We start from the raw sequence: 17,656 nt of genomic DNA, 5'->3' as shown, positions 1-17,656 counted from the left end.
CTTGTGGCCCTTCTGCTCAGTGATGCACGGCGATCTGGTAGGCCGTGTATTTGCGAATGTTGATCACCCCGGTGTCGAGGATCAGGTACTGGCCCTTGATACCGCGAAGCGTGCCTTCGACGATAGGCGTTTTTTCCAGGTCGAGGCTGGCGACCTTGCTCGGGTAGGCCTCGACCGGGTAGGCGATCTCGAGCGGATCGAGGTCGATAACCGGTTGGATCGCCTGCAGGCCGAAACGTTGCTGCAATTCGCGCAGGCCGTCGGCGCACTGGTCGAACAACTGCTCGCGGACTGCCGCCAGATCGACCGGCTCGGCTTCGCCCTTGAGCATGGCCCGCCAATTGGTGCGGTCGGCGACCTGGCTGCGCAGCAGGTCTTCCACCAGGCCGGACTGCTGGCGGGTGGCCACGCGCAGGATCGGCAGCGCCTGGCGCGCGCCCTGGTCGATCCAGCGGGTGGGAATCTGGCTGGCGCGGGTGATGCCGACCTTCACCCCGGAGGAGTTGGCCAGGTACACCACGTGATCGGTCATGCAGAACCGCTCGCCCCACTCCGGTTCGCGGCAGGTGCCCTGCTCGTAGTGGCACTTCTCCGGGCTGACGATGCAACTGTCGCACTGCGCCAGCCGGGTGAAGCAGGGATAGCAATAGCCCTGGCTGAAACTCTTCTTCGTCTTGCGGCCGCAATGGGTGCAGAAGATGCTGCCGAGGTACTCCAGGCGCAGCGGCCGGCCGATCAGCGGGTTCACCGCGACTTCGCGGTCGTCGAGGCGGAAGGCGTATTGCACGGGAGCATTGCTTTCCAGGCGCGCCGTCATCTTGCTCAGCGCGCCGCGGGCGATTTCTTCCATCAGTGCACGGAGTCCGACTTGAACAGGATGTTCGGGATCGGCTCGTCGGAATGCGAGGAGCAGTGCTGCGGGCCCATGTAGCCGGTGCGCTCCTCCTCGGGGAGGTTCTGCAGCTCCCAGGCGATCACCGCCTGCAGGCAGAGTTCCTTCTGCTCCTGGGTCAGCTTGCGGCCGTCCGGCCACTTGCCGATCTCGATGGCCAGCTTGAGGTTCTGGTAGATCTCTGGAGTGATGTTCTCGATCGCTTGGTTGAAGGACGACATGGCCGGCTCCGGTGAAAAGGCGTACCGGCCATTCTACCGGGCCGGGGCCGGCGGCGCACATCGAAGCTGCCGCAGCCCCTCGCTCAACGGCGACGCCGCGCCAGCAGGCCGCCCAGCAAACCGCTGAGGCACCCGACCAGCAACCCGCCAACGTGCGCGCCGTTGGCGATGGAGCCGAAACCGAGCAGGTCGATCACCCCGGACAGGCACACCAGCAGCCAGATCAGCATCATCGCCACGACGCCCCTGGGCAGGCGATAGGCCTGGTTCGGCGCCAGGTACTGGAAGATCCAGCAGTGCCCGAGCAGGCCATAGAGCACCCCGGACAACCCGCCGAACAGGCTGGCGCCGCTCACCGCGTACTGCACCACGTTGGACACCAGGCCGAACAGCAGGGTCAGGCCGAGCAGCATCGGACGGCCCTGGCGGAATTCGATGCGCCGGCCCAGCTCCCAGAACCACATGGCGTTCATCGCCAGGTGCAGCCAGCCGAAGTGGATCAGCATCGGCGTGAACAGCCGCCACCATTGACCCGCCGCCAGGCTCTCGGCCAACGGCGTGAACAGCGCGTACTGGCCCTGGATACGGAAGTCCTGGAAGGTCAGCCAGCGCATCGTCGCGAAGTTGTCGCCAAGGTAGGTGACAGCGGCGACGACGAAGGTCAGCAGCAACACCGCGGCGGTCATCGGGCTCATCCGCAGTTGCCGGACGAAACCCTGCCCCGCCGGTCGCGGCGCGGCCTCCAGGGTCGCCTGCGGATCGCCTTCGGGATAACGCCGGTACAACTCGCGGACCTGCTCGGCGAGCCGCTCGTCGGGCACCCAGAGGACCTGCTGGCCGGATTCCTCGCTGACCCGGTGCGGCACGTTCAGACGCCGCAGCAGGCCGACGAAGCCGGCCAGGTCGACCGACAGGGGAAACTTCAGGACCTGCACCGCGCTCACTCGTCAGCCTCCGGCCGCTTCACTTCGACCCAGACGAACTTGTGCCGGTCCAGGCGGGTTTCCTCATCCAGGCGGTAGGCCGCCAGCTTGCCGTACATCACCGCGCTGTAGTCCAGGCAGGCCAGGTTCGGCCGGATCGGCGCCGGCGTGCCGCGTCGCCAGTAGTGGCCGACGAACAACAGCGGTTCGTCGGCGCCGTAGGTCAGCAGGCTGGACTTCTGCTCCTCGCTGAGCGGCTCGCGGGCGATCGCTTCGGGCAACGCGTCGGGCTGGAAGACGATATCGCCGTAGGTGCGCGGCGCCTCGTCCTCGACCCAGAACTTGGTGCGGAAGAAGGCGCGCGTATAGCCATCGCTGCTGGTCAGGGTGGCACCGTGCGGCAGGCGCATGTCGGTGCCGCGCAGCAGACGGTTGCAGGCCAGGTCGGCGAAGCTGCCGGGCTCCGCCGACTCCTGCAGGAAGGCTTCGCTGATCCGCCCGTCGGGGAACTGCCGGCGCAGGGTCGCGATCAGCTCGCCGTCCCAGCAGGCATGGACCATGCGGAAGCGCCCGGCATCGAGGAACAGCGGCAGTTGCTGGAACCAGCCGAGGAAGTCGCGCCAGTCGGCGTCGTGGCCCTCGAACTGCTCGAGGGTCTCCTTGATCAGCCGGGCATGCCGCGGCGTATGCTCGCGGACGTACTGGCGGCCGCTGCCGGGCGCCGCCGGGGTGCTCCAGCCGAGCGCGTTGAATTCGTGGTTGCCCATGATGCACAGCGCCTCGCCGGCGTCGACCATCGCGTGCACCCGGTGCAGGGCCTCGCGGATGCGCGGGCCGCGGTCGACGATGTCGCCGAGGAACAGCGCCTGGCGCCGCGGATGGCGCCAGACACCGCCCTGCAGGCGGTAGCCGAGCAGGTCGAGGAGGCGGTCCAGGGTATGCGCGCAGCCGTGGACATCGCCGATCAGGTCGTAGCCACGTCCGGGGTCGAGTTGCATCAGTCGCCTCCGCCCAGGCGGCTGCCCCAGCCGAGCTTGGTCCGGCAGATCTCGTAGTAGTTGTGGTCGATGGGGTGGATCAGGCGCAGCTTCTGCGGCTTCTTGCTGATCGTCACGGTATCGCCGGGGGCGCAGGTGAAATGGTTCTGCCCGTCGCAGGAGACCTGCGGGTAGATCTGCATGTTCGGCGACACGACGATCTTCAGCTCGCTGTTGCCGTCCACCACGATCGGGCGGCTGGAAAGCATGTGCGGGTACATCGGCACGATGACGATGGCATCCAGCTTCGGATGCATGATCGGACCGCCGGCGGACAGCGCGTAGGCGGTGGAACCGGTGGGCGTGGCGACGATCAGGCCGTCGGCCTTCTGGCTGCAGACGAACTGGCCGTCGATATACAGCTCGAACTCGATCATCCGGGTCGACTTGCCCGGGTGCAGGACCACGTCGTTGAGCGCATCGCCCTGCCCCATCGAGTCGATACCGCGACGCACCTGGGCATCGAGGAGGAAGCGGCTCTCGACGATGTACTGGCCGTCCAGCACCTCGCCGACCTTGGCCTCCAGTTCATCCGGGCGGATGTCGGTGAGGAAGCCCAGGCTGCCGCGGTTGATCCCCAGCACCGGCACCTTGTGCCGGGCCAGCGCGCGGGCCGCGCCGAGCATGCTGCCATCGCCGCCGACCACCACCACCAGGTCGCAGATCTCGCCCATGATCTTCCGCGAGCAGGTCTGCAGGCCGTGTCCGGGCAGGACTTCGGCGATGGTGTCCTCGAGGATCACATGCAGGTGGCGATCGATCAGGAATTTCTTCAGCCGGCGAATGGTGTCCAGCACCTGGGTGCTGCCGAGGCGGCCGATGATGCCGATATTGCGAAAGGGTTCCATGCGGTTCCTGCGAAAAGCTGGCGGGCGGGATAGAGCGGATTATGGGCGAAAGCCGCGGACAGCGGCAAACCCGCGCATGTACGGGAAATCGCCGCGAGTGGCGCAACCCGGCTAACCTCAGGGTATGACGCTGCTGACCGAACTGCTCGACGAATTGCACCACCCGGCCGTCCGCGACCTGGCCTGGACCCTGCTCGCCCCGCCGTTGCTGCGCCGGACTCCGGAGCCGCAGCGCCATCCGCTCGCCGCCAGCCGCTGGCGCCAGGAACCGGAGCGCCTGGCCGCCTGGTTGCGCGAACAGGAGCGACAGCCGCAGCACCTCGCCGCCTGGCTCGCGCAGTGGCCACGGCAGCGTCTCGGCCTGTACTACGAACATCTCTGGCAATTCGCCCTGGAACAAGCCCCGGACGTGCGCCTGATCGCCGCCAACCTGCCGGTGCGCGACGGCGGGCATACCCTTGGCGAACTCGACCTGCTGCTGCGGGACGACGACGGCATCCACCACCTGGAACTGGCGATCAAACTCTACCTGGGGCCCCAGTCCGGCCCCGGCGACTGGCTCGGGCCCGGCGGCCAGGACCGCCTGTCACGCAAGCTGGAACACCTCTGCCGACACCAGTTGCCGCTGGCGGCGACCCGCGAGGGTCGCCAGGTGCTGGCCGCCCATGGCGCCGAATCGGCCGTTTCCGCATTATGGCTGAGCGGCTACCTGTTCCATCCCTGGCCCGGGCCGGGCAGCCTGCCCGCCGACATCGAGCCACGGCATCTGCGTGGCCGCTGGCTCCGCCAGCGCGACTGGCCGGCGTACCTGGCCAGCCTGGCCGGACCGCAGACCGGGCAGCATTGGCTGCATCTGTCGCGCGAGCACTGGCTGGCGCCGGCCATGCGGCGGCAGGACCCGCTCGACCCACCGCGCGACGGCGCCTGCTGGAACATCGCCTTCGCCGACGAGGCACGTCCGCAAATGCTGGTAAGGGTGGTGCCGCGCGACGGCTACTGGGTAGAGGCCGAGCGCCTGTTCCTGGCCAGCGACGACTGGCCACCGGGGCTCAGCTTGTGGGGTAGCGCGCGCCAGGCCGCGGATGCCTGATCAGAGCAACGCCAGCAAACGCTCCTGCAATGCCCGGCGGCCCTGCAGACCTCCGCTGTGCAGCGCCACCAGCCGGCTGCCGCGAGCCACCGCGCCGCTCTCCACGGCCTCGCGCAGGGCGAGCAGCAGCTTGCCGGTGTACAGCGGTTCGAGGGCGACGCCGCTGGCCGTCTCGAACTCGACGATGAACCGCGCCAATTTCCCATCGAGGCGGGCGAAACCGCCACGGCTGGCGTCCAGCAGGCGATAGCCGGCATCGGCCCAGCCCGCCTCGGCAAGGGTCGCCGCGACCTGGGCGGCGACGCCGTGGTCCTCCGGCACCGCCAGCGCGCCCACCACGGGATGCCGCCCGGCCTCGCCGAGCACCAGGCCGGCCAGTGTCGTACCGGTACCGGCGGCCACCCAGATCGCGTCGTAATCGTCCCAGCCGAGCGTCGGCAACTGGGTCGCTATGCGCTCCACCAGCCCGATGCAACCGCGCGCGCCCAGCAGCCCGCCACCGCCCTCGGCGACCGGCAGCAAGCCTGGGTAACGTTCCCGCCAGGGAAGCCAGAAGCCGGCGGCATGCCGCTGGCGATAGCCGCCGTAGCCGAGCCAGTGCAGTTCCATGCCGAGACTGCGCAGGTCGCGCACCGTCGGCGTATCGACTTCGTGTCCGCGCAACAGGCCGACGCAACGGAAACCGAAACGCGCGCCAGCGCCGGCCAGCGCGTGCAGGTGGTTGGAATGGGCGCCGCCGAGGCTGATCAGGCCGTCCAGCCCCTGCTCGTGGGCCAGCGCCAGGTGTGGCGCGAGCTTGAACCCCTTGTTGCCGGAGATCAGCGGATCGGCCTGGTCCAGGCGCAGCAGCGCCAGTTCGACCCCGGCCCGTTGCAGCCAGTCGAGTTCGAGACGCTGCAAGGGTGTATGCGGTGACCAGTGGGGAAACGGCAAGGAGTCAGCTCACGGTGCGCAGGCGCCCCGTGGTCTTGTGCCGGGCGCAGCAGTTGGTGTCACCGGCGACGAAGCGCGCCGGGTTGTCGACCCGGTCGAGCGGCAGGTTGCAGCGTTCGCCGCCGGGCAGCAGCGCCTCGCAGCGCGGCTGCTGGAAGTGGTCCAGCCACTGGCGGTACTGGCTCTCGGAGACGAAGCACTTGGCCGCCGCGTAGGCCAGCGGATTGTCCTGGTAACGCGGGATGTCCTGCAAGGGGATGGTCAGGTGCCCGGCGCCGGGATGGTAGGCGACGAATACCACGCCCTGGCCGGATAGACGCTCCAGCAGTTGCTCCGGCCCCTGGGCGGCCAGACGGTCGCGCTCGGCGCGCAGCTCGGCCAGTTCCTGCTCCAGTTGCTGGTCCAGCTCGTTGCGGTAGGCCAGTTCGACGTCGCGGATCGAGACCTGCTCCTTGTAGCCGGCCACCGCCGCCGCCACCCGAGCCTCCAGTTCGTCGGCGAACTCCGAGCGCAGCAGGTCGGTCTCGTTGCGCCCCTGGTTCTCGATGAAACGCAGTTGCCGGGTCAGTTCCTCGCGGTTGCGCTGGAACTGCTCGCCCTGTTCCAGCAGACGCTGCTGCAATTCGGCGTTCTCCCGCGCCTGCCGTTCCAGGGCCTGTTGCAGGCTGAGCACTTCGCTGCGCAGGATGTCCAGTTGCCCGCGGGCGTCCTGTTCGCGCCTGGCCAGTTCCTCTTCGTGCTGCCGGGCGAGCCCGGCCAGGCGCTGCTCCTGCTGCCGGGCCAGGGCGGCGAGCTGTTGTCGCTGCTGCTTGACCAGTTGCGCCAGGCGCGCCGTCTGCTCGTCCTCCTGCTTGCGCGGAGGCTCCGCGGGCGGTGCCTTCGGGGCGGCGGGACCGGCGGCGTACCATTGCTCTTCGGCGGCCATCTGCAGCCGCTGCGGCTCCACCGCGGCAGGCTCTTCGTCCACCAGCAGGCCCAGCTGGTTGCGCCTGAGCGCGTCGCGGATGAGCACGAAATGGTTGCGTCCGGCGCTGCTCTCCGGGTCCCAGAGGTGCATCTGGTGCCAGGACACCGGGCACTGGCTGCGACAGGCCAGGCGGATCGGCCCGCCGCCCATGTCGGGGCCGCGTCCGGCGCGTTCGGCGAGGTTGCGCAGAGGCAGGTTCCAGCCGGTGTCGGCGCCGCCCTGCTCGTCGAAATCGAGATAGAAGAACACCGCCGCCCGCGCCTGCAGGCGCGGATTGATCAACACATAGGCCAGGTGCATCTGCCGGTCGGCGTATTCCGGCATGCGCACCAGGCCATCGAGCAGCGCCTCGAATTCGGGATACAGCATTTCCTTGCAGACGCCGCTGTCGTTGAAGAACAGCACGGCCTCCGCCATCTGTGGCTTTTTCTGCATGCTCATCGCTAACCCTCGAACGCCTGGCGAGGCGGCCCGCATCCGGCAGTACCCATCTGGCATGTCACCTGAAAAACAGGCGCTATCTCGTTGTTCGGGCAAGTCTAGGGGAAAAAATGTCGCGGGCAATGTGACTGGGTTGGCAGACACCCGGGCGATGCCGGACGGCCCGCCGAGCGGTAGGAGAAATTGTGAAGCGGTCGGGTTTTGAGCGGACGGAGATCACCGTGGCAGAGCGCCACCGTTCACCGAACCGGTGCACAGCGCCCCGCCGCGCCGACGAGGGCGGACAGGGGCGATACGCAGAACCTGTGCGAGCTGGAGAAAAGCCGTTTTCAACGCAGTTTCTCCGCTACGCAACAGATCGCGGAAAGGCTCTCAGAGTTCGGCGGCCAGGCGCGAACCCTGGTTGATGGCGCGCTTGGCATCCAGCTCGGCGGCGACGTCGGCGCCACCGATCAGGTGCACGCTCTGGCCGGCCGCCAGCAGGCCGTCCTGCAACTCGCGCAGCGGGTCCTGGCCGGCGCAGACGATCACGGTATCCACCGGCAGCACCTGCGGCTCGCCCTCGGCAACGCGGATATGCAGGCCGGCGTCGTCGATCCCGAGATACTCCACGGCATTCACCATCTGCACCTGCTTGTTCTTCAGGCCGGCGCGATGGATCCAGCCGGTGGTCTTGCCGAGGCCGTCGCCGACCTTGCTCTTCTTGCGTTGCAGGAGGAACACCTGGCGCGCCGCCGGATGCACCTCGGCCTTGACCCCGGCGATGCCGCCGCGAGCTTCCAGGCGAGTATCGATCCCCCACTCCTTCCAGAACGCCTCGCGCTCCAGGCTGGTGGACGGACCGGCATGGGTGATGAATTCGGAGACGTCGAAGCCGATGCCGCCGGCGCCGATCACCGCCACCTTGCCACCCACCGGCTTGCGCTCGAGGATCGCATCCAGGTAGCTGATCACCTTCGGATGCTCGATGCCGGGGATCGCCGGTGTGCGCGGAACGATGCCGGTGGCGAGGACGATCTCGTCGTAGCCGCCCGCGACCAGGTCGTCCACGTCGACCCGGCGGTTCAGGTGCAGTTCGACACCGGTGCTCTCCAGCTTGTTGCGGAAGTAGCGCAGGGTCTCGTGGAACTCTTCCTTGCCGGGAACCCGCTTGGCCACGTTGAACTGCCCGCCGATCTCGCCGGCGGCGTCGAACAGGCTGACCCGGTGCCCACGCTCGGCGGCCACGGTGGCGGCGGCCAGGCCGGCCGGGCCGGCGCCGACCACGGCGATCTTCTTCGGCCTGGTGGTGGGGATGTAGTTCAGCTCGGTTTCGTGGCAGGCGCGCGGGTTGACCAGGCAACTGGTCAGCTTGCCGCCGAAGGTGTGGTCGAGGCAGGCCTGGTTGCAGCCGATACAGGTGTTGATCCGTTCGGCGTGGCCGGCGGCGGCCTTGTTGACGAAATCCGGGTCGGCGAGGAACGGCCGGGCCATGGAGACCATGTCGGCATCGCCCTCGGCCAGGACCTTCTCCGCCACCTCGGGAGTGTTGATGCGGTTGGTGGTGATCAGCGGGATGCCGACCTCGCCGCGCAGCTTGGCGGTGACCTTGGTGAAGGCCGCGCGCGGTACCTTGGTGGCGATGGTCGGGATGCGCGCCTCGTGCCAGCCGATGCCGGTATTGATCAGGGTCGCGCCGGCCTTCTCGACGGCCTTCGCCAGCAGCACGATCTCGTCCCAGCTGCTGCCGCCCTCGACCAGGTCGAGCATCGACAGGCGATAGATGATGATGAAGTTCGGCCCCACCGCCTCGCGCACCCGGCGGACGATCTCCACCGGCAGGCGCATGCGGTTCTCGTAGCTGCCGCCCCAGCGGTCGGTGCGCTGGTTGGTGTGCTGCACGAGGAACTGGTTGATGAAGTAGCCTTCCGATCCCATGATCTCGACGCCGTCGTAGCCGGCGACCTGGGCCAGGCTGGCGCAGTTGACGAAGTCGGCGATCTGCTTCTCGATGCCTTCCTCGTCGAGTTCCTTGGGCTTGAACGGATTGATCGGCGCCTGGATCGCACTCGGCGCCACCTGCTTCGGACTGTAGGCGTAGCGGCCGGCATGCAGGATCTGCATGCAGATCTTGCCACCCGCCTCATGCACCGCCTGGGTCACGATCCTGTGCTTCTCCGCCTCTTCCGGCGTGCTCAGCTTGGCCGCGCCGGAATACACGCCGCCCTCCTCGTTCGGGCCGATGCCGCCGGTGACCATCAGGCCGACGCCACCGCGGGCGCGTTCGGCGAAGTACGCCGCCATGCGCTCGAAGCCCTGCGGCTTCTCTTCCAGGCCAGTGTGCATGGACCCCATCAGGGTGCGGTTGCGCAGGGTGGTGAAGCCGAGGTCCAACGGGGCGAGCAGGTGCGGATAGGGAACGGCGGCGGTCATCGGGGGTCTCCACATCGGGCGAAACGCGTTCACGGATATGCCGCGGCCTCGGGCGCAATGCGCGGGACGGGCAGCGGTCGGTATGGCGACGACTCTAAGGAGCGCCACCGGAGCGCTCAATGATCCTAAATGACAAGTTACTGATCGGAATGCACAGGGATGCTTGGCAAGCCGACGCCACTCCCCTACCCTGTGGGCTGCCTTGGAGACCCGCATGCGCAAGCTGATCTTCCTGATCCTCATCACCCTCTTCGCCGCCTACGCCGGCTGGGCCGAACGCCGCCCGGTAGGCCACTACCTGTCCGACCTGCGCAGCCAGGTCAGCGTGGTCCAGGGCCAGCCCGGCGAGCGCGGCAACCTGCTGGCGGTCCAGCCGGAACTGTTCACGCCGGACTACCAGAGCGCCGAACGGTTGCAACTGAAATTCCACGCCTACCTGGAAAATGCCCGCCGCCAGGGCCTGCTCAACGAGCGCACGGTGGTGGTGTTCCCCGAGCATGTCGGCACCTGGCTGGTGGCCAGCGGCGAGAAGCCCGAGGTCTACGCCGCTGCCGACTGGCCCACGGCGATGGACTGGATGGCCGCGAGCAACCCACTGAAGGTGGCGCGCGGCTGGATCACCGCGCGCGGCGATCAGCGTCTCACCGACACCCTGTTCCGGATGAAGGCGGTGGACATGGCCCACGACTACCAGACCCTGTTCGGCGGGCTCGCCCATGATTTCAAGGTGACGGTGGTCGCCGGCTCCATCGTCCTGCCCGACCCCGAGGTCGAGGACGGCGAGCTGCGTCCCGGCACCGGCCAGCTGTACAACGTCAGCCTGACCTTCGGTCCCGACGGCCGGCCGCTCGGCCAGCCGCAACGCAAGGTGTTCCCGACCCGCCACGAACTGAGCTACCTCAACAACGGTCGCGGCGAGCGCCTGCAGGTGCTGGATACGCCGGCAGGACGCCTGGGCGTGCTGATCGGCACCGACAGCTGGTACCCGGACACCTACGCCACCCTGGTCGAACAGCGCGTCGAACTGCTGGCGATCCCCGCCGCCCTGAACCAGAGCGGTCGCTGGCAGCAGCCCTGGCCCGGCTTCGATGCGGAGCTGGTTCCCGGCGACGTACGCCTGGCGCCGAACAGCCTGAGCAACGCCGAGGCCTGGCAGCACCTGGCGGTCGGCGAGCGCCTGCTGGCCAGCGGTGCGCGCGGCGCCGCCGTGGCCTTCGCCCATAGCCGCCTGTGGAACGTCACCGAAGACGGCCAGAGCCTGCTCGGTTCGTCGCAGGGCATGCGCCAGGCCAATCCCGGCGGCGGTGCGCAACTGGTCAATCTCTGGCTATGAGCGCGCCCCGGGTTCGCCTCGGCGACCTCTCGGTCGGCTTCGTCCAGGCGCTGGCCGACGCCCTGCTCGCCGCCGGCGTCGAGCCCGCAGCACTGCTCGAGCAGTACGGCCTCGACCAGCGGCGCCTGGCCGAACCCGGGGCGCGCCTGTCGATCCCTCGCTACATGCGCCTCGGCCATGCCGCCATACAGCTCAGCGGCGACCCCGCCCTTGGCCTGCAGATGGGCCGCCTGAGCCGTCTCGGACAGATGGGCCTGGCCGGCGTCAGCGTCGCCCAGGCGCCCAACCTGCGCGCCGCCGCGCGGGCAATGATCCACCTGGAACCGCTTTACGCGCAGAACTACCGGGGCCAGTCGAGCCTGGTGGAAGACGCTGGCGGCGCCTGGCTGCGCTTCTATTCGATCAGCCCTTATAACGCCTATAACCGCTTCGTCGTCGATTCGGTGCTGGCAGGCTGGATCAGCCATCTCGGCGCCCTGGCAAGGCAGCCGTTGAAAGCGGAGCGGGTGGAGATCGAATATCCAGCGCCGCCTTGGGCCGAGCGCTACGAGGCATTCTTCGGCTGCCCGGTGGAATTCGGCGCGCCGACCAACCAGTTGCGCCTGAGCCAGGCCAGCCTGGCCCTGGCGAATGCCGAGCACTGTCCGAGCACCTGGAGCCAGATGCTGGAACTCTGCAACCGCGAACTGGAGCAGTTGACCCGCACCCGCAGTTGGCGCGAGCGCGTCAGCCGCCTGCTGGGGCCGATGCTCAATGGTCGCGAACCGGACCTCGAGGAAATCGCCGCGCGCCTCAAGTTGCCGACCTGGACCCTGCGGCGCAAGCTGGCCGAGGAAGGCACCCAGTTCCGCAGCATCCTCAACGACACCCGCCGCGACCTGGCGATGGTCTACATCCGCGAGACCGACCTGGCTTTCGGCGAAATCGCCTACCTGCTCGGCTTCGCCTCGGCGGAAGCCTTCCAGCGCGCCTTCAAGCGCTGGAGCGGGCAGACGCCCGGCGAATTCCGCCGCGCCCAGCGACAGAGCGCCTGATCACATCTCGGTGGCGTCGTCCGCCGGCTCTGGCAGATCGCATTCGGCGGCATGCTGCTCCAGCAGTTCTTCCTGGTAGTCGTCCATCGCGGATCACCTTTCGTTCGTCTGTGTCTTTCAGCTGTAGACGAGGAAGATGACAGCGGGATTACCGCGCGCGGACCGACGGAGCAGGAAATCCGGCAAACAAGGAGAAAACGGAAGGCGCAGGGGACGACGGAAACGAAAAAAGCGGCCATTGGCCGCTTTCTTCGTGGCTCACCCCGCCTCGGCGTGGTGAAGATGTATGGCGCAGCGGACGGGACTCGAACCCGCGACCCCCGGCGTGACAGGCCGGTATTCTAACCGACTGAACTACCGCTGCGCGTCGGCTGGGCAAGATGCCCGGTAAAGCGACTTCCTCTTGTTGCAGCCAGGCTGCCCGCCTTCTAGTGGAAGACGGCGAGTTCGGGGTGGTGAACTCGGGAGGGGAAGTGAATGGCGCAGCGGACGGGACTCGAACCCGCGACCCCCGGCGTGACAGGCCGGTATTCTAACCGACTGAACTACCGCTGCGCGTAACTTGCGAGATTGGTGGGTGATGACGGGATCGAACCGCCGACCCTCTGCTTGTAAGGCAGATGCTCTCCCAGCTGAGCTAATCACCCTTCACTCTCGAAGTGGGGCGCATTCTACCGACCGAAAAACCTAAGTCAATGCCCTGATTGAATTTTTTTTGAAATTTCGGCGATCGCCTGTCGCCACGGTCGGCGCCGGGGCCCAGGCCGGGCCCAGCCACGGGCCGCTCACTCGACCCGCAGGCTCAGGCGCGCCGAGACCCGGCCGTCGACCTGGCGGTCCAGGCCGGCCTCCGCCACCTGCACGCCCTGCCCGTTCAACTGCTCCAGCCAGGGCAGCAGCTTGGCGAATGGCGCCGGCTGCAGGGCCACCTGCACGGCGCCCTCGCCTTCGTTGTCGAGGCGCTCGACACTCAGTCCGGCCTGGGCCGCCGAAGCCGTGACCATGCCCTGCAGCGCCGCCGGGTCGATCTGCGCCTGCGGCGCCGCGGCATCGGCCTGGCGCACGTTGGGCGCCTGCTGCTGGATGTAGGCATGCAGCGCGCGCTGTTCGGTGAAGTACTGCCGCGCCGACTGCAAATGGCGCTCGGCCGGGCGCCACAGCGCCAGGTAGAGCATCACCAGCAGGAGGAACGCGCCGAGCCAGAGCAGCGCCAGGCGGTCCCGCGCCGGCAGCCCGCGCCAGCGGATCGCCAGCTGCGAGGTTTCCGCCTGGGCCCTGAGGCGCTCGTGGAATTGCGTCATCACCTTCATCTCAACCTCCTATCACCAGGCGCGCGCTGACCGTCGAGCCATCGCGGCTGGCCGAACCCAGCTGCACCGCCAGCCCGGACTCGCTGAGACGCGAACGCAGCCGTTCCAGCACGTCGAAACCGGGAGCCCGCACCTGGAGGGCGACGTCGCCGCGAGCGGCGCTGAAGTCCAGTTGCTCGACGCTCACCGTCGGCTCGCCGCCGATCACCGTGGCGGCCTGGCCAAGCAGGCCGAGCAACTGGCCCTCGCCGCCGCTGCTGGCGCTGTCGGCCAGGTGCTGGTCGAACTGCGCGCGCAGGTTGATCAGCTTGCGGTCCTCGGGAAACAACTGGCGGTAGAGTTCTGCGCTCTGCGCCGCGTAGCGGTCGCCTTCGCGCTGCAACTGCCAGGCCTGGACCAGGGTGAAGCCCCATTGCAATACCAGCCACAGCCCGACCAACCCCAGCAGCGGCCGCCAGCGGCGCCACTGGCTGCTCTGCTGGCGCGCGGCGAACTCGGCCTGGGCCAGGTCGGTGCCCAGCGGCTGCTCGCTCAGCCAGACGTGCGGATTGCCCGCCAGGGCCTGGACTTCCACCCCCTCCAGGGGCGCCACCTCCTGCGCGGCGAAGGCCCGCTGCGGCGGCGGGCAACTGTCGCGCAGTACCGGCCAATCCTCGCTGCCGCAGGCCAGGCGTACGGCGCCGCTGCCGCCGAGCAGCCAGCGCTCTTCCAGCCAGAACAGGCAACTGCCCTCGCCCGGCAGGCAATCGGCATCGACATGCAGCGAAGCCGGCGCCTTGCCCGCGCCCTCGGCCAGCGCCAGCCAGGCGGCGAGCCAGGTGCGCTGCACCGCGAATACCCGGTGGCGGCCGTCGGCCAGCGCCGGACCAAGGGCAAGGTGCATCTGCTCGACATCGTCGGCCAGTTGTTCCTCCACCGCGAACGGCAGCGACTGGCGCAACCAGCGCGCCTTCTGTGTAGGCAGGTTCACCGCGCAGGCGGTCACCGCCTCCACCGGCAGGTACAGCCGCCAGGGCGCGCGGATCTCCGCCAGCGCCTGGGCGAACGGCGCGCGCCGGCACTCGCCATCCTGCACCCACCATACCGCCAGTTCCCCATCGGCCCCCGCCGTGCTGGCGGGCGGCAGGAACAGCGCACTCACTCCACTCATCGCTCGTCCTTCTTCCAATCGTCGCCGCCCGTCGACGGGATGGGCAGGCCGCCCTGCCCCATGTCGCGGGCCATTACGCGTATCTTGCCGTCCTTGCCCCGCTGCAAGGTACTCACCAGCACCTGCCGGCGGTCGCCCAGGCTGACCTCGCTGATCACCTGGAAGTAGCGGGTGCCGACGGCAAAGTTGACGTTACTTGCCTTTGATCCCAACTCGTTCAGGTGCTTGCTGAACTCAGTCTTCTCCTGGAAGCCTTCTCGCCCACGGGCCGCCACGATGTTTTCCGCCTGTCCCGGATCGATCTCGAACATGGCGGCCAGCACCGGCACGCTGGCAGTGTTCACGTTCAGCGGCGCATCTTCGGGCAAGGCGCTGACGAACGGCAGCAGGCGTCGATAGTCGGCTTCCGACAATTTCAGCAGGCGCAGCTCGGACACGTCCTTGAAACTGCGGTTGGCGGCGCGGTAGGCCGGCGCCTCCAGCAGGTACTGGTTGTCCTCGGCGCCTTGCTCGCCCTGCGGATTCTGGTCGGCGTCGAGCCAGTCGGCCAGCCGGTCCGGCAAGCCCTGGACGATCTCTTCCTTCATCCCCAGGGTGGCCAGCAGGCGACGGAACTGCTTCACCGAATCCGGCTTGACCTTGCGCTTGCGCACCAGCCCGTTGAGGTTGAAACGTCCGCTGGGGTCCTCGATCCGCACCCGCAGCTCGCCGCCGTCGTCCAGCTTGAACGGCGTCATCGGTCGAGCCCAGGCCTCGCCCAGGTGGTCCACCGGCTCGCGGGTATTCTCGCCGCCCTGGCGCAGGTCGCGGCGCAGCACCGCTTCCGCCAGGCGTTCGCCGCCCAGCGCATAGTGCCAGGCCTGGCGCACGTGCAACTGGTTGGCGCTGCTGCGTATCGCCAACTGCTGGCGGATGATCAGCCCGGCGCAGACGATGGTCACCACCGCCACCACCAGCAGCACGGTGATCAGCGCGACGCCGTTCTGCCCGCGCCTCATTCCGGCGCCCCCGGCATGCCTTCCGGCGGCTGCGGCACTCCGCCCTCGCCGTTCTCGCCATTCTCGCCGCCCGGCTGGCCCTGCGGCTGGTCCTGCTTGAGCGGCGGATCGAGCAGACGCCAGACGCGCACCAGCTTGCCGTAGTGGCGGTGCTCCAGGGTCATCTCCACCGCCAGCGGCAGGCTTTCCAGGCGCTCCTCCTCGCTGCCTTCGTCGGTCGGCCAGTGGCCCTGCCAGTTGTGCTCCTTGTCGAGGAAGCGCCAGCTCAGCGCGGTAACCCCGTCCAGCACCTGCTGCACCCGTGGCTTGCTGTCCTGGGCGCGGTCCAGAACCAGCCAGTAGCGGCGTTCGAGGGTCTCCCCGGACAGCGACCAGCGCACCCGCTGCAGGCGCGAGCGCGCCTGGCCGAGCGGGTTGCGCCAGCCGCCACGGGTGAATTCGACGATCTGGTCGTTCTCGCCCTCGCTGAGGAAGGCGCCACGGTTATCGCCCAGTTCGTCGCGTACCGGACGTTCGACCGCCTGGGTCAGGTCGCGCTCCAGCGCGCCCATCGCCCGCACCAGCTCGCGCATGCGCTGCTCCTGCACGCGAGTCGCCTGGTCGGTCTGCATCACGCTGTCGAACATGCGGTAGGTGGCCAGGGCCAGCAGGGCGAAGATGGCGATGGCGATCAGCAGCTCGAGCAGGGTGAAGCCCCGCTGTAGCCTCATGGCTGGCTCCCGAGGAAACCGACGAGGCGCGCCGCGGCGCGTTCCTCGATGCTGCCACGCTCGCGGCCAAGGGGCTTCGCCGCGACCCAGACGATCACCCGCCGCATATCCTGCTCGGCGGTGCTGTCGACCTGGGTGCGCCACTCCCAGCGGCGCCCGGCGAACTCCAGCTCGCCCTGGTTGCGGCCGCTGGAGGGCGGCGTCTGTTCCAGTTGCAATTCGTTGAGACGGTTGTCGGCGATCCACATCGCCAGGGTCTTGTCTTCCAGCCGCGAGGCGTTCTGCAGGCTGCGCGCGCTGGCACTGAGCACGCTGGCCGCGACCATGGCGAAGATCGCCAGGGCCACCAGCACTTCCAGCAGGGTGAAACCACGCGCGCGCTTCATCGCCGCGCCACCTCGACCCGTGGCAGGCGGAAACCGTCGCTGCTCAGCGACAACGCCCGCCCCTCGGGTCCGCGCTCGGCCAGGCGCAGGCGGAACGGACTGAGTTCGCCACTGGAGAGGATCAGCAATTGCGGCTGGTCGGTGCCTTTCTTCTGCTCCTTCTCGCCCTTGCTGCCGGCCAGCACCAGCGGCTGGCCGTCCAGCTCGAAGGTCAGCTCCGCCCACTCCGGCAGGCGGTGGCTGTCGCGCGCCACCGGCAACCAGCGCGCCTTCGCTTCGTCGTAGCGCAGTACCTGGTAGGCATCGCGCTCCAGGCGCAGGCCGTACTCGCGGTTGTCCAGCACGGCCTCGTCGGTCAGCACGCCGATCAGCCCGGCGAGCCGCTCGGCCTCGCTGTCCAGCTCCCGCGAGGTGCTGGCGAAGCCGGTGCTGAGCACCGCCAGGCCGATCAGCACGCTGATGATGACCATCACCACCATCAGCTCGATGAGGGTGAAGCCGCGCGAAGCCCGCATGTCCGGTCAGTTGTCCCAGTTACCGATGTCGGCGTCGTTGTCGCTGCCGCCTTCCTTGCCGTCGGCGCCCAGCGAATACAGGTCGAACGGGCCCTTGGTGCCCGGCGCCAGATACTGGTAGGGATTGCCCCACGGATCGACCGGCAGCTTCTTCAGGTAGCCGTCCTTGTTCCAGTTCTTCGGCTGCGGATTGCCGGTGGGCTTCTTCACCAGCGCCTCGAGGCCCTGCTGGGTGCTCGGATAGGCGAAGTTGTCCAGCTTGTACATGTCCAGCGCGGCAGCGATGGCCTTGATGTCGCCCTTGGCCACGGTGACCTTGGCCTGGTCGGGACGGCTCATCACCTGCGGCACCACCAGGGCGGCGAGGATGCCGAGGATGACCACCACGACCATGATTTCGATCAGGGTGAAGCCCGACTGTTGGCGACGCTGCAATGGGCGGCTCTGATTCACGCG

General features: G+C 68.3%; 18 protein-coding genes and 3 tRNA genes. 3 read left to right on the top strand and 18 right to left on the bottom strand.

Annotation, left to right across the window (positions count from 1 at the left end):
* Positions 1-16 precede the first annotated feature (16 nt).
* From ACM0M4_RS10535 to ACM0M4_RS10515, 5 genes are all read right to left on the bottom strand, one after another.
* A complete protein-coding gene (locus ACM0M4_RS10535) occupies positions 17-850 on the bottom strand; it encodes a DUF2797 domain-containing protein (RefSeq protein ID WP_003091329.1) in 834 nt (277 codons plus the stop codon).
* Positions 850-1,113 (bottom strand): YeaC family protein, encoded by a 264-nt coding sequence (locus ACM0M4_RS10530; RefSeq protein WP_003104989.1) that lies wholly within the window; start codon positions 1,111-1,113, stop codon positions 850-852. The genes ACM0M4_RS10535 and ACM0M4_RS10530 overlap by 1 nt, the downstream gene beginning before the upstream one ends.
* 83 nt (positions 1,114-1,196) lie before the next feature.
* A complete protein-coding gene (locus ACM0M4_RS10525; protein ID WP_003104987.1) occupies positions 1,197-2,057 on the bottom strand; it encodes a rhomboid family intramembrane serine protease in 861 nt (286 codons plus the stop codon).
* The gene (locus tag ACM0M4_RS10520; protein WP_003091336.1) at positions 2,054-3,034 is read right to left on the bottom strand and encodes a metallophosphoesterase; all 981 of its coding nucleotides are present in this window, start codon (positions 3,032-3,034) and stop codon (positions 2,054-2,056) included. The genes ACM0M4_RS10525 and ACM0M4_RS10520 overlap by 4 nt, the downstream gene beginning before the upstream one ends.
* Entirely contained in the window at positions 3,034-3,921 is an 888-nt protein-coding gene (locus ACM0M4_RS10515; protein ID WP_003091343.1) for an NAD(+) kinase, read from the bottom strand. The genes ACM0M4_RS10520 and ACM0M4_RS10515 overlap by 1 nt, the downstream gene beginning before the upstream one ends.
* A 124-nt stretch (positions 3,922-4,045) precedes the next feature.
* Here ACM0M4_RS10515 and ACM0M4_RS10510 point away from each other — a divergent pair, with 124 nt between their 5' ends.
* Positions 4,046-5,011 carry a DUF1853 family protein gene (locus ACM0M4_RS10510; protein ID WP_019726529.1) on the top strand — a complete coding sequence of 322 codons (966 nt, stop codon included), beginning with the start codon at positions 4,046-4,048 and terminating at the stop codon, positions 5,009-5,011.
* Here the strand turns inward: ACM0M4_RS10510 and ACM0M4_RS10505 are convergent, their stop codons facing one another.
* The 3 genes from ACM0M4_RS10505 to ACM0M4_RS10495 all read right to left on the bottom strand — a co-directional run bounded on the left by ACM0M4_RS10505 (position 5,012) and on the right by ACM0M4_RS10495 (position 9,764).
* On the bottom strand, positions 5,012-5,911 hold the full coding sequence (locus ACM0M4_RS10505) for a 1-aminocyclopropane-1-carboxylate deaminase/D-cysteine desulfhydrase (protein WP_017001936.1): 900 nt from the start codon (positions 5,909-5,911) through the stop codon (positions 5,012-5,014).
* Positions 5,912-5,948: 37 nt separating this feature from the next.
* Entirely contained in the window at positions 5,949-7,388 is a 1,440-nt protein-coding gene (locus ACM0M4_RS10500; protein ID WP_003119759.1) for a hypothetical protein, read from the bottom strand.
* Between the two features lie 336 nt (positions 7,389-7,724).
* Complete coding sequence (locus ACM0M4_RS10495; RefSeq protein WP_003103513.1) at positions 7,725-9,764, bottom strand: NADPH-dependent 2,4-dienoyl-CoA reductase; 2,040 nt, start codon at positions 9,762-9,764, stop codon at positions 7,725-7,727.
* A gap of 214 nt (positions 9,765-9,978) precedes the next feature.
* Between ACM0M4_RS10495 and ACM0M4_RS10490 the strand changes: the two genes are divergently transcribed.
* The gene (locus ACM0M4_RS10490) at positions 9,979-11,097 is read left to right on the top strand and encodes a carbon-nitrogen hydrolase family protein (protein ID WP_003119757.1); all 1,119 of its coding nucleotides are present in this window, start codon (positions 9,979-9,981) and stop codon (positions 11,095-11,097) included.
* Positions 11,094-12,131, top strand: a complete 1,038-nt coding sequence (locus tag ACM0M4_RS10485; protein ID WP_003103517.1) for an AraC family transcriptional regulator — start codon at positions 11,094-11,096, stop codon at positions 12,129-12,131. Before ACM0M4_RS10490 ends, ACM0M4_RS10485 begins: the two co-directional genes overlap by 4 nt.
* A gap of 287 nt (positions 12,132-12,418) precedes the next feature.
* On the opposite strand, the gene ACM0M4_RS10480 is transcribed toward ACM0M4_RS10485, so the two are convergent.
* The 10 genes from ACM0M4_RS10480 to xcpT all read right to left on the bottom strand — a co-directional run bounded on the left by ACM0M4_RS10480 (position 12,419) and on the right by xcpT (position 17,653).
* Positions 12,419-12,495 (bottom strand) — tRNA-Asp (locus tag ACM0M4_RS10480).
* A 114-nt stretch (positions 12,496-12,609) separates the two neighbouring features.
* Positions 12,610-12,686, bottom strand: a tRNA-Asp gene (locus tag ACM0M4_RS10475).
* Between the two features lie 16 nt (positions 12,687-12,702).
* Positions 12,703-12,778: transfer RNA gene (locus tag ACM0M4_RS10470), tRNA-Val, on the bottom strand.
* Between the two features lie 138 nt (positions 12,779-12,916).
* Positions 12,917-13,441 (bottom strand): GspM family type II secretion system protein XcpZ, encoded by a 525-nt coding sequence (gene xcpZ, locus ACM0M4_RS10465; protein ID WP_003103519.1) that lies wholly within the window; start codon positions 13,439-13,441, stop codon positions 12,917-12,919.
* Between the two features lies 1 nt (position 13,442).
* Positions 13,443-14,591 (bottom strand): GspL family type II secretion system protein XcpY, encoded by a 1,149-nt coding sequence (gene xcpY, locus ACM0M4_RS10460; RefSeq protein ID WP_003103522.1) that lies wholly within the window; start codon positions 14,589-14,591, stop codon positions 13,443-13,445.
* Complete coding sequence (xcpX, locus tag ACM0M4_RS10455) at positions 14,588-15,589, bottom strand: GspK family T2SS minor pseudopilin variant XcpX (protein WP_003119753.1); 1,002 nt, start codon at positions 15,587-15,589, stop codon at positions 14,588-14,590. The genes xcpY and xcpX overlap by 4 nt, the downstream gene beginning before the upstream one ends.
* Complete coding sequence (xcpW, locus tag ACM0M4_RS10450; RefSeq protein WP_003110067.1) at positions 15,586-16,299, bottom strand: GspJ family T2SS minor pseudopilin variant XcpW; 714 nt, start codon at positions 16,297-16,299, stop codon at positions 15,586-15,588. Before xcpW ends, xcpX begins: the two co-directional genes overlap by 4 nt.
* Positions 16,296-16,685, bottom strand: coding sequence for a GspI family T2SS minor pseudopilin variant XcpV (gene xcpV / locus ACM0M4_RS10445; protein WP_003103528.1), 390 nt, complete (start codon positions 16,683-16,685; stop codon positions 16,296-16,298). The genes xcpW and xcpV overlap by 4 nt, the downstream gene beginning before the upstream one ends.
* A complete protein-coding gene (gene xcpU / locus ACM0M4_RS10440; RefSeq protein WP_003103530.1) occupies positions 16,682-17,200 on the bottom strand; it encodes a GspH family T2SS minor pseudopilin variant XcpU in 519 nt (172 codons plus the stop codon). The genes xcpV and xcpU overlap by 4 nt, the downstream gene beginning before the upstream one ends.
* 6 nt (positions 17,201-17,206) lie before the next feature.
* Entirely contained in the window at positions 17,207-17,653 is a 447-nt protein-coding gene (gene xcpT, locus ACM0M4_RS10435) for a GspG family T2SS major pseudopilin variant XcpT (protein ID WP_003119751.1), read from the bottom strand.
* Positions 17,654-17,656: the final 3 nt, after the last annotated feature.

The sequence above is a fragment of the Pseudomonas sp. 18-147 genome (assembly GCF_051048045.1).
Lineage (GTDB): Bacteria > Pseudomonadota > Gammaproteobacteria > Pseudomonadales > Pseudomonadaceae > Pseudomonas > Pseudomonas aeruginosa.
This window is presented reverse-complemented; position numbering and strand designations above follow the sequence as displayed.

Coding starts and splice junctions, on each gene's coding strand:
- ACM0M4_RS10535 (WP_003091329.1), bottom strand. CDS start 850: ATGGAAGAAATCGCCCGCGGCGCGCTGAGCAAGATGACGGCGCGCCTG.
- ACM0M4_RS10530 (WP_003104989.1), bottom strand. CDS start 1,113: ATGTCGTCCTTCAACCAAGCGATCGAGAACATCACTCCAGAGATCTAC.
- ACM0M4_RS10520 (WP_003091336.1), bottom strand. CDS start 3,034: ATGCAACTCGACCCCGGACGTGGCTACGACCTGATCGGCGATGTCCAC.
- ACM0M4_RS10515 (WP_003091343.1), bottom strand. CDS start 3,921: ATGGAACCCTTTCGCAATATCGGCATCATCGGCCGCCTCGGCAGCACC.
- ACM0M4_RS10510 (WP_019726529.1), top strand. CDS start 4,046: ATGACGCTGCTGACCGAACTGCTCGACGAATTGCACCACCCGGCCGTC.
- ACM0M4_RS10500 (WP_003119759.1), bottom strand. CDS start 7,388: ATGCGGGCCGCCTCGCCAGGCGTTCGAGGGTTAGCGATGAGCATGCAG.
- ACM0M4_RS10495 (WP_003103513.1), bottom strand. CDS start 9,764: ATGACCGCCGCCGTTCCCTATCCGCACCTGCTCGCCCCGTTGGACCTC.
- ACM0M4_RS10490 (WP_003119757.1), top strand. CDS start 9,979: ATGCGCAAGCTGATCTTCCTGATCCTCATCACCCTCTTCGCCGCCTAC.
- ACM0M4_RS10485 (WP_003103517.1), top strand. CDS start 11,094: ATGAGCGCGCCCCGGGTTCGCCTCGGCGACCTCTCGGTCGGCTTCGTC.
- xcpZ (WP_003103519.1), bottom strand. CDS start 13,441: ATGAAGGTGATGACGCAATTCCACGAGCGCCTCAGGGCCCAGGCGGAA.
- xcpY (WP_003103522.1), bottom strand. CDS start 14,591: ATGAGTGGAGTGAGTGCGCTGTTCCTGCCGCCCGCCAGCACGGCGGGG.
- xcpX (WP_003119753.1), bottom strand. CDS start 15,589: ATGAGGCGCGGGCAGAACGGCGTCGCGCTGATCACCGTGCTGCTGGTG.
- xcpW (WP_003110067.1), bottom strand. CDS start 16,299: ATGAGGCTACAGCGGGGCTTCACCCTGCTCGAGCTGCTGATCGCCATC.
- xcpV (WP_003103528.1), bottom strand. CDS start 16,685: ATGAAGCGCGCGCGTGGTTTCACCCTGCTGGAAGTGCTGGTGGCCCTG.
- xcpU (WP_003103530.1), bottom strand. CDS start 17,200: ATGCGGGCTTCGCGCGGCTTCACCCTCATCGAGCTGATGGTGGTGATG.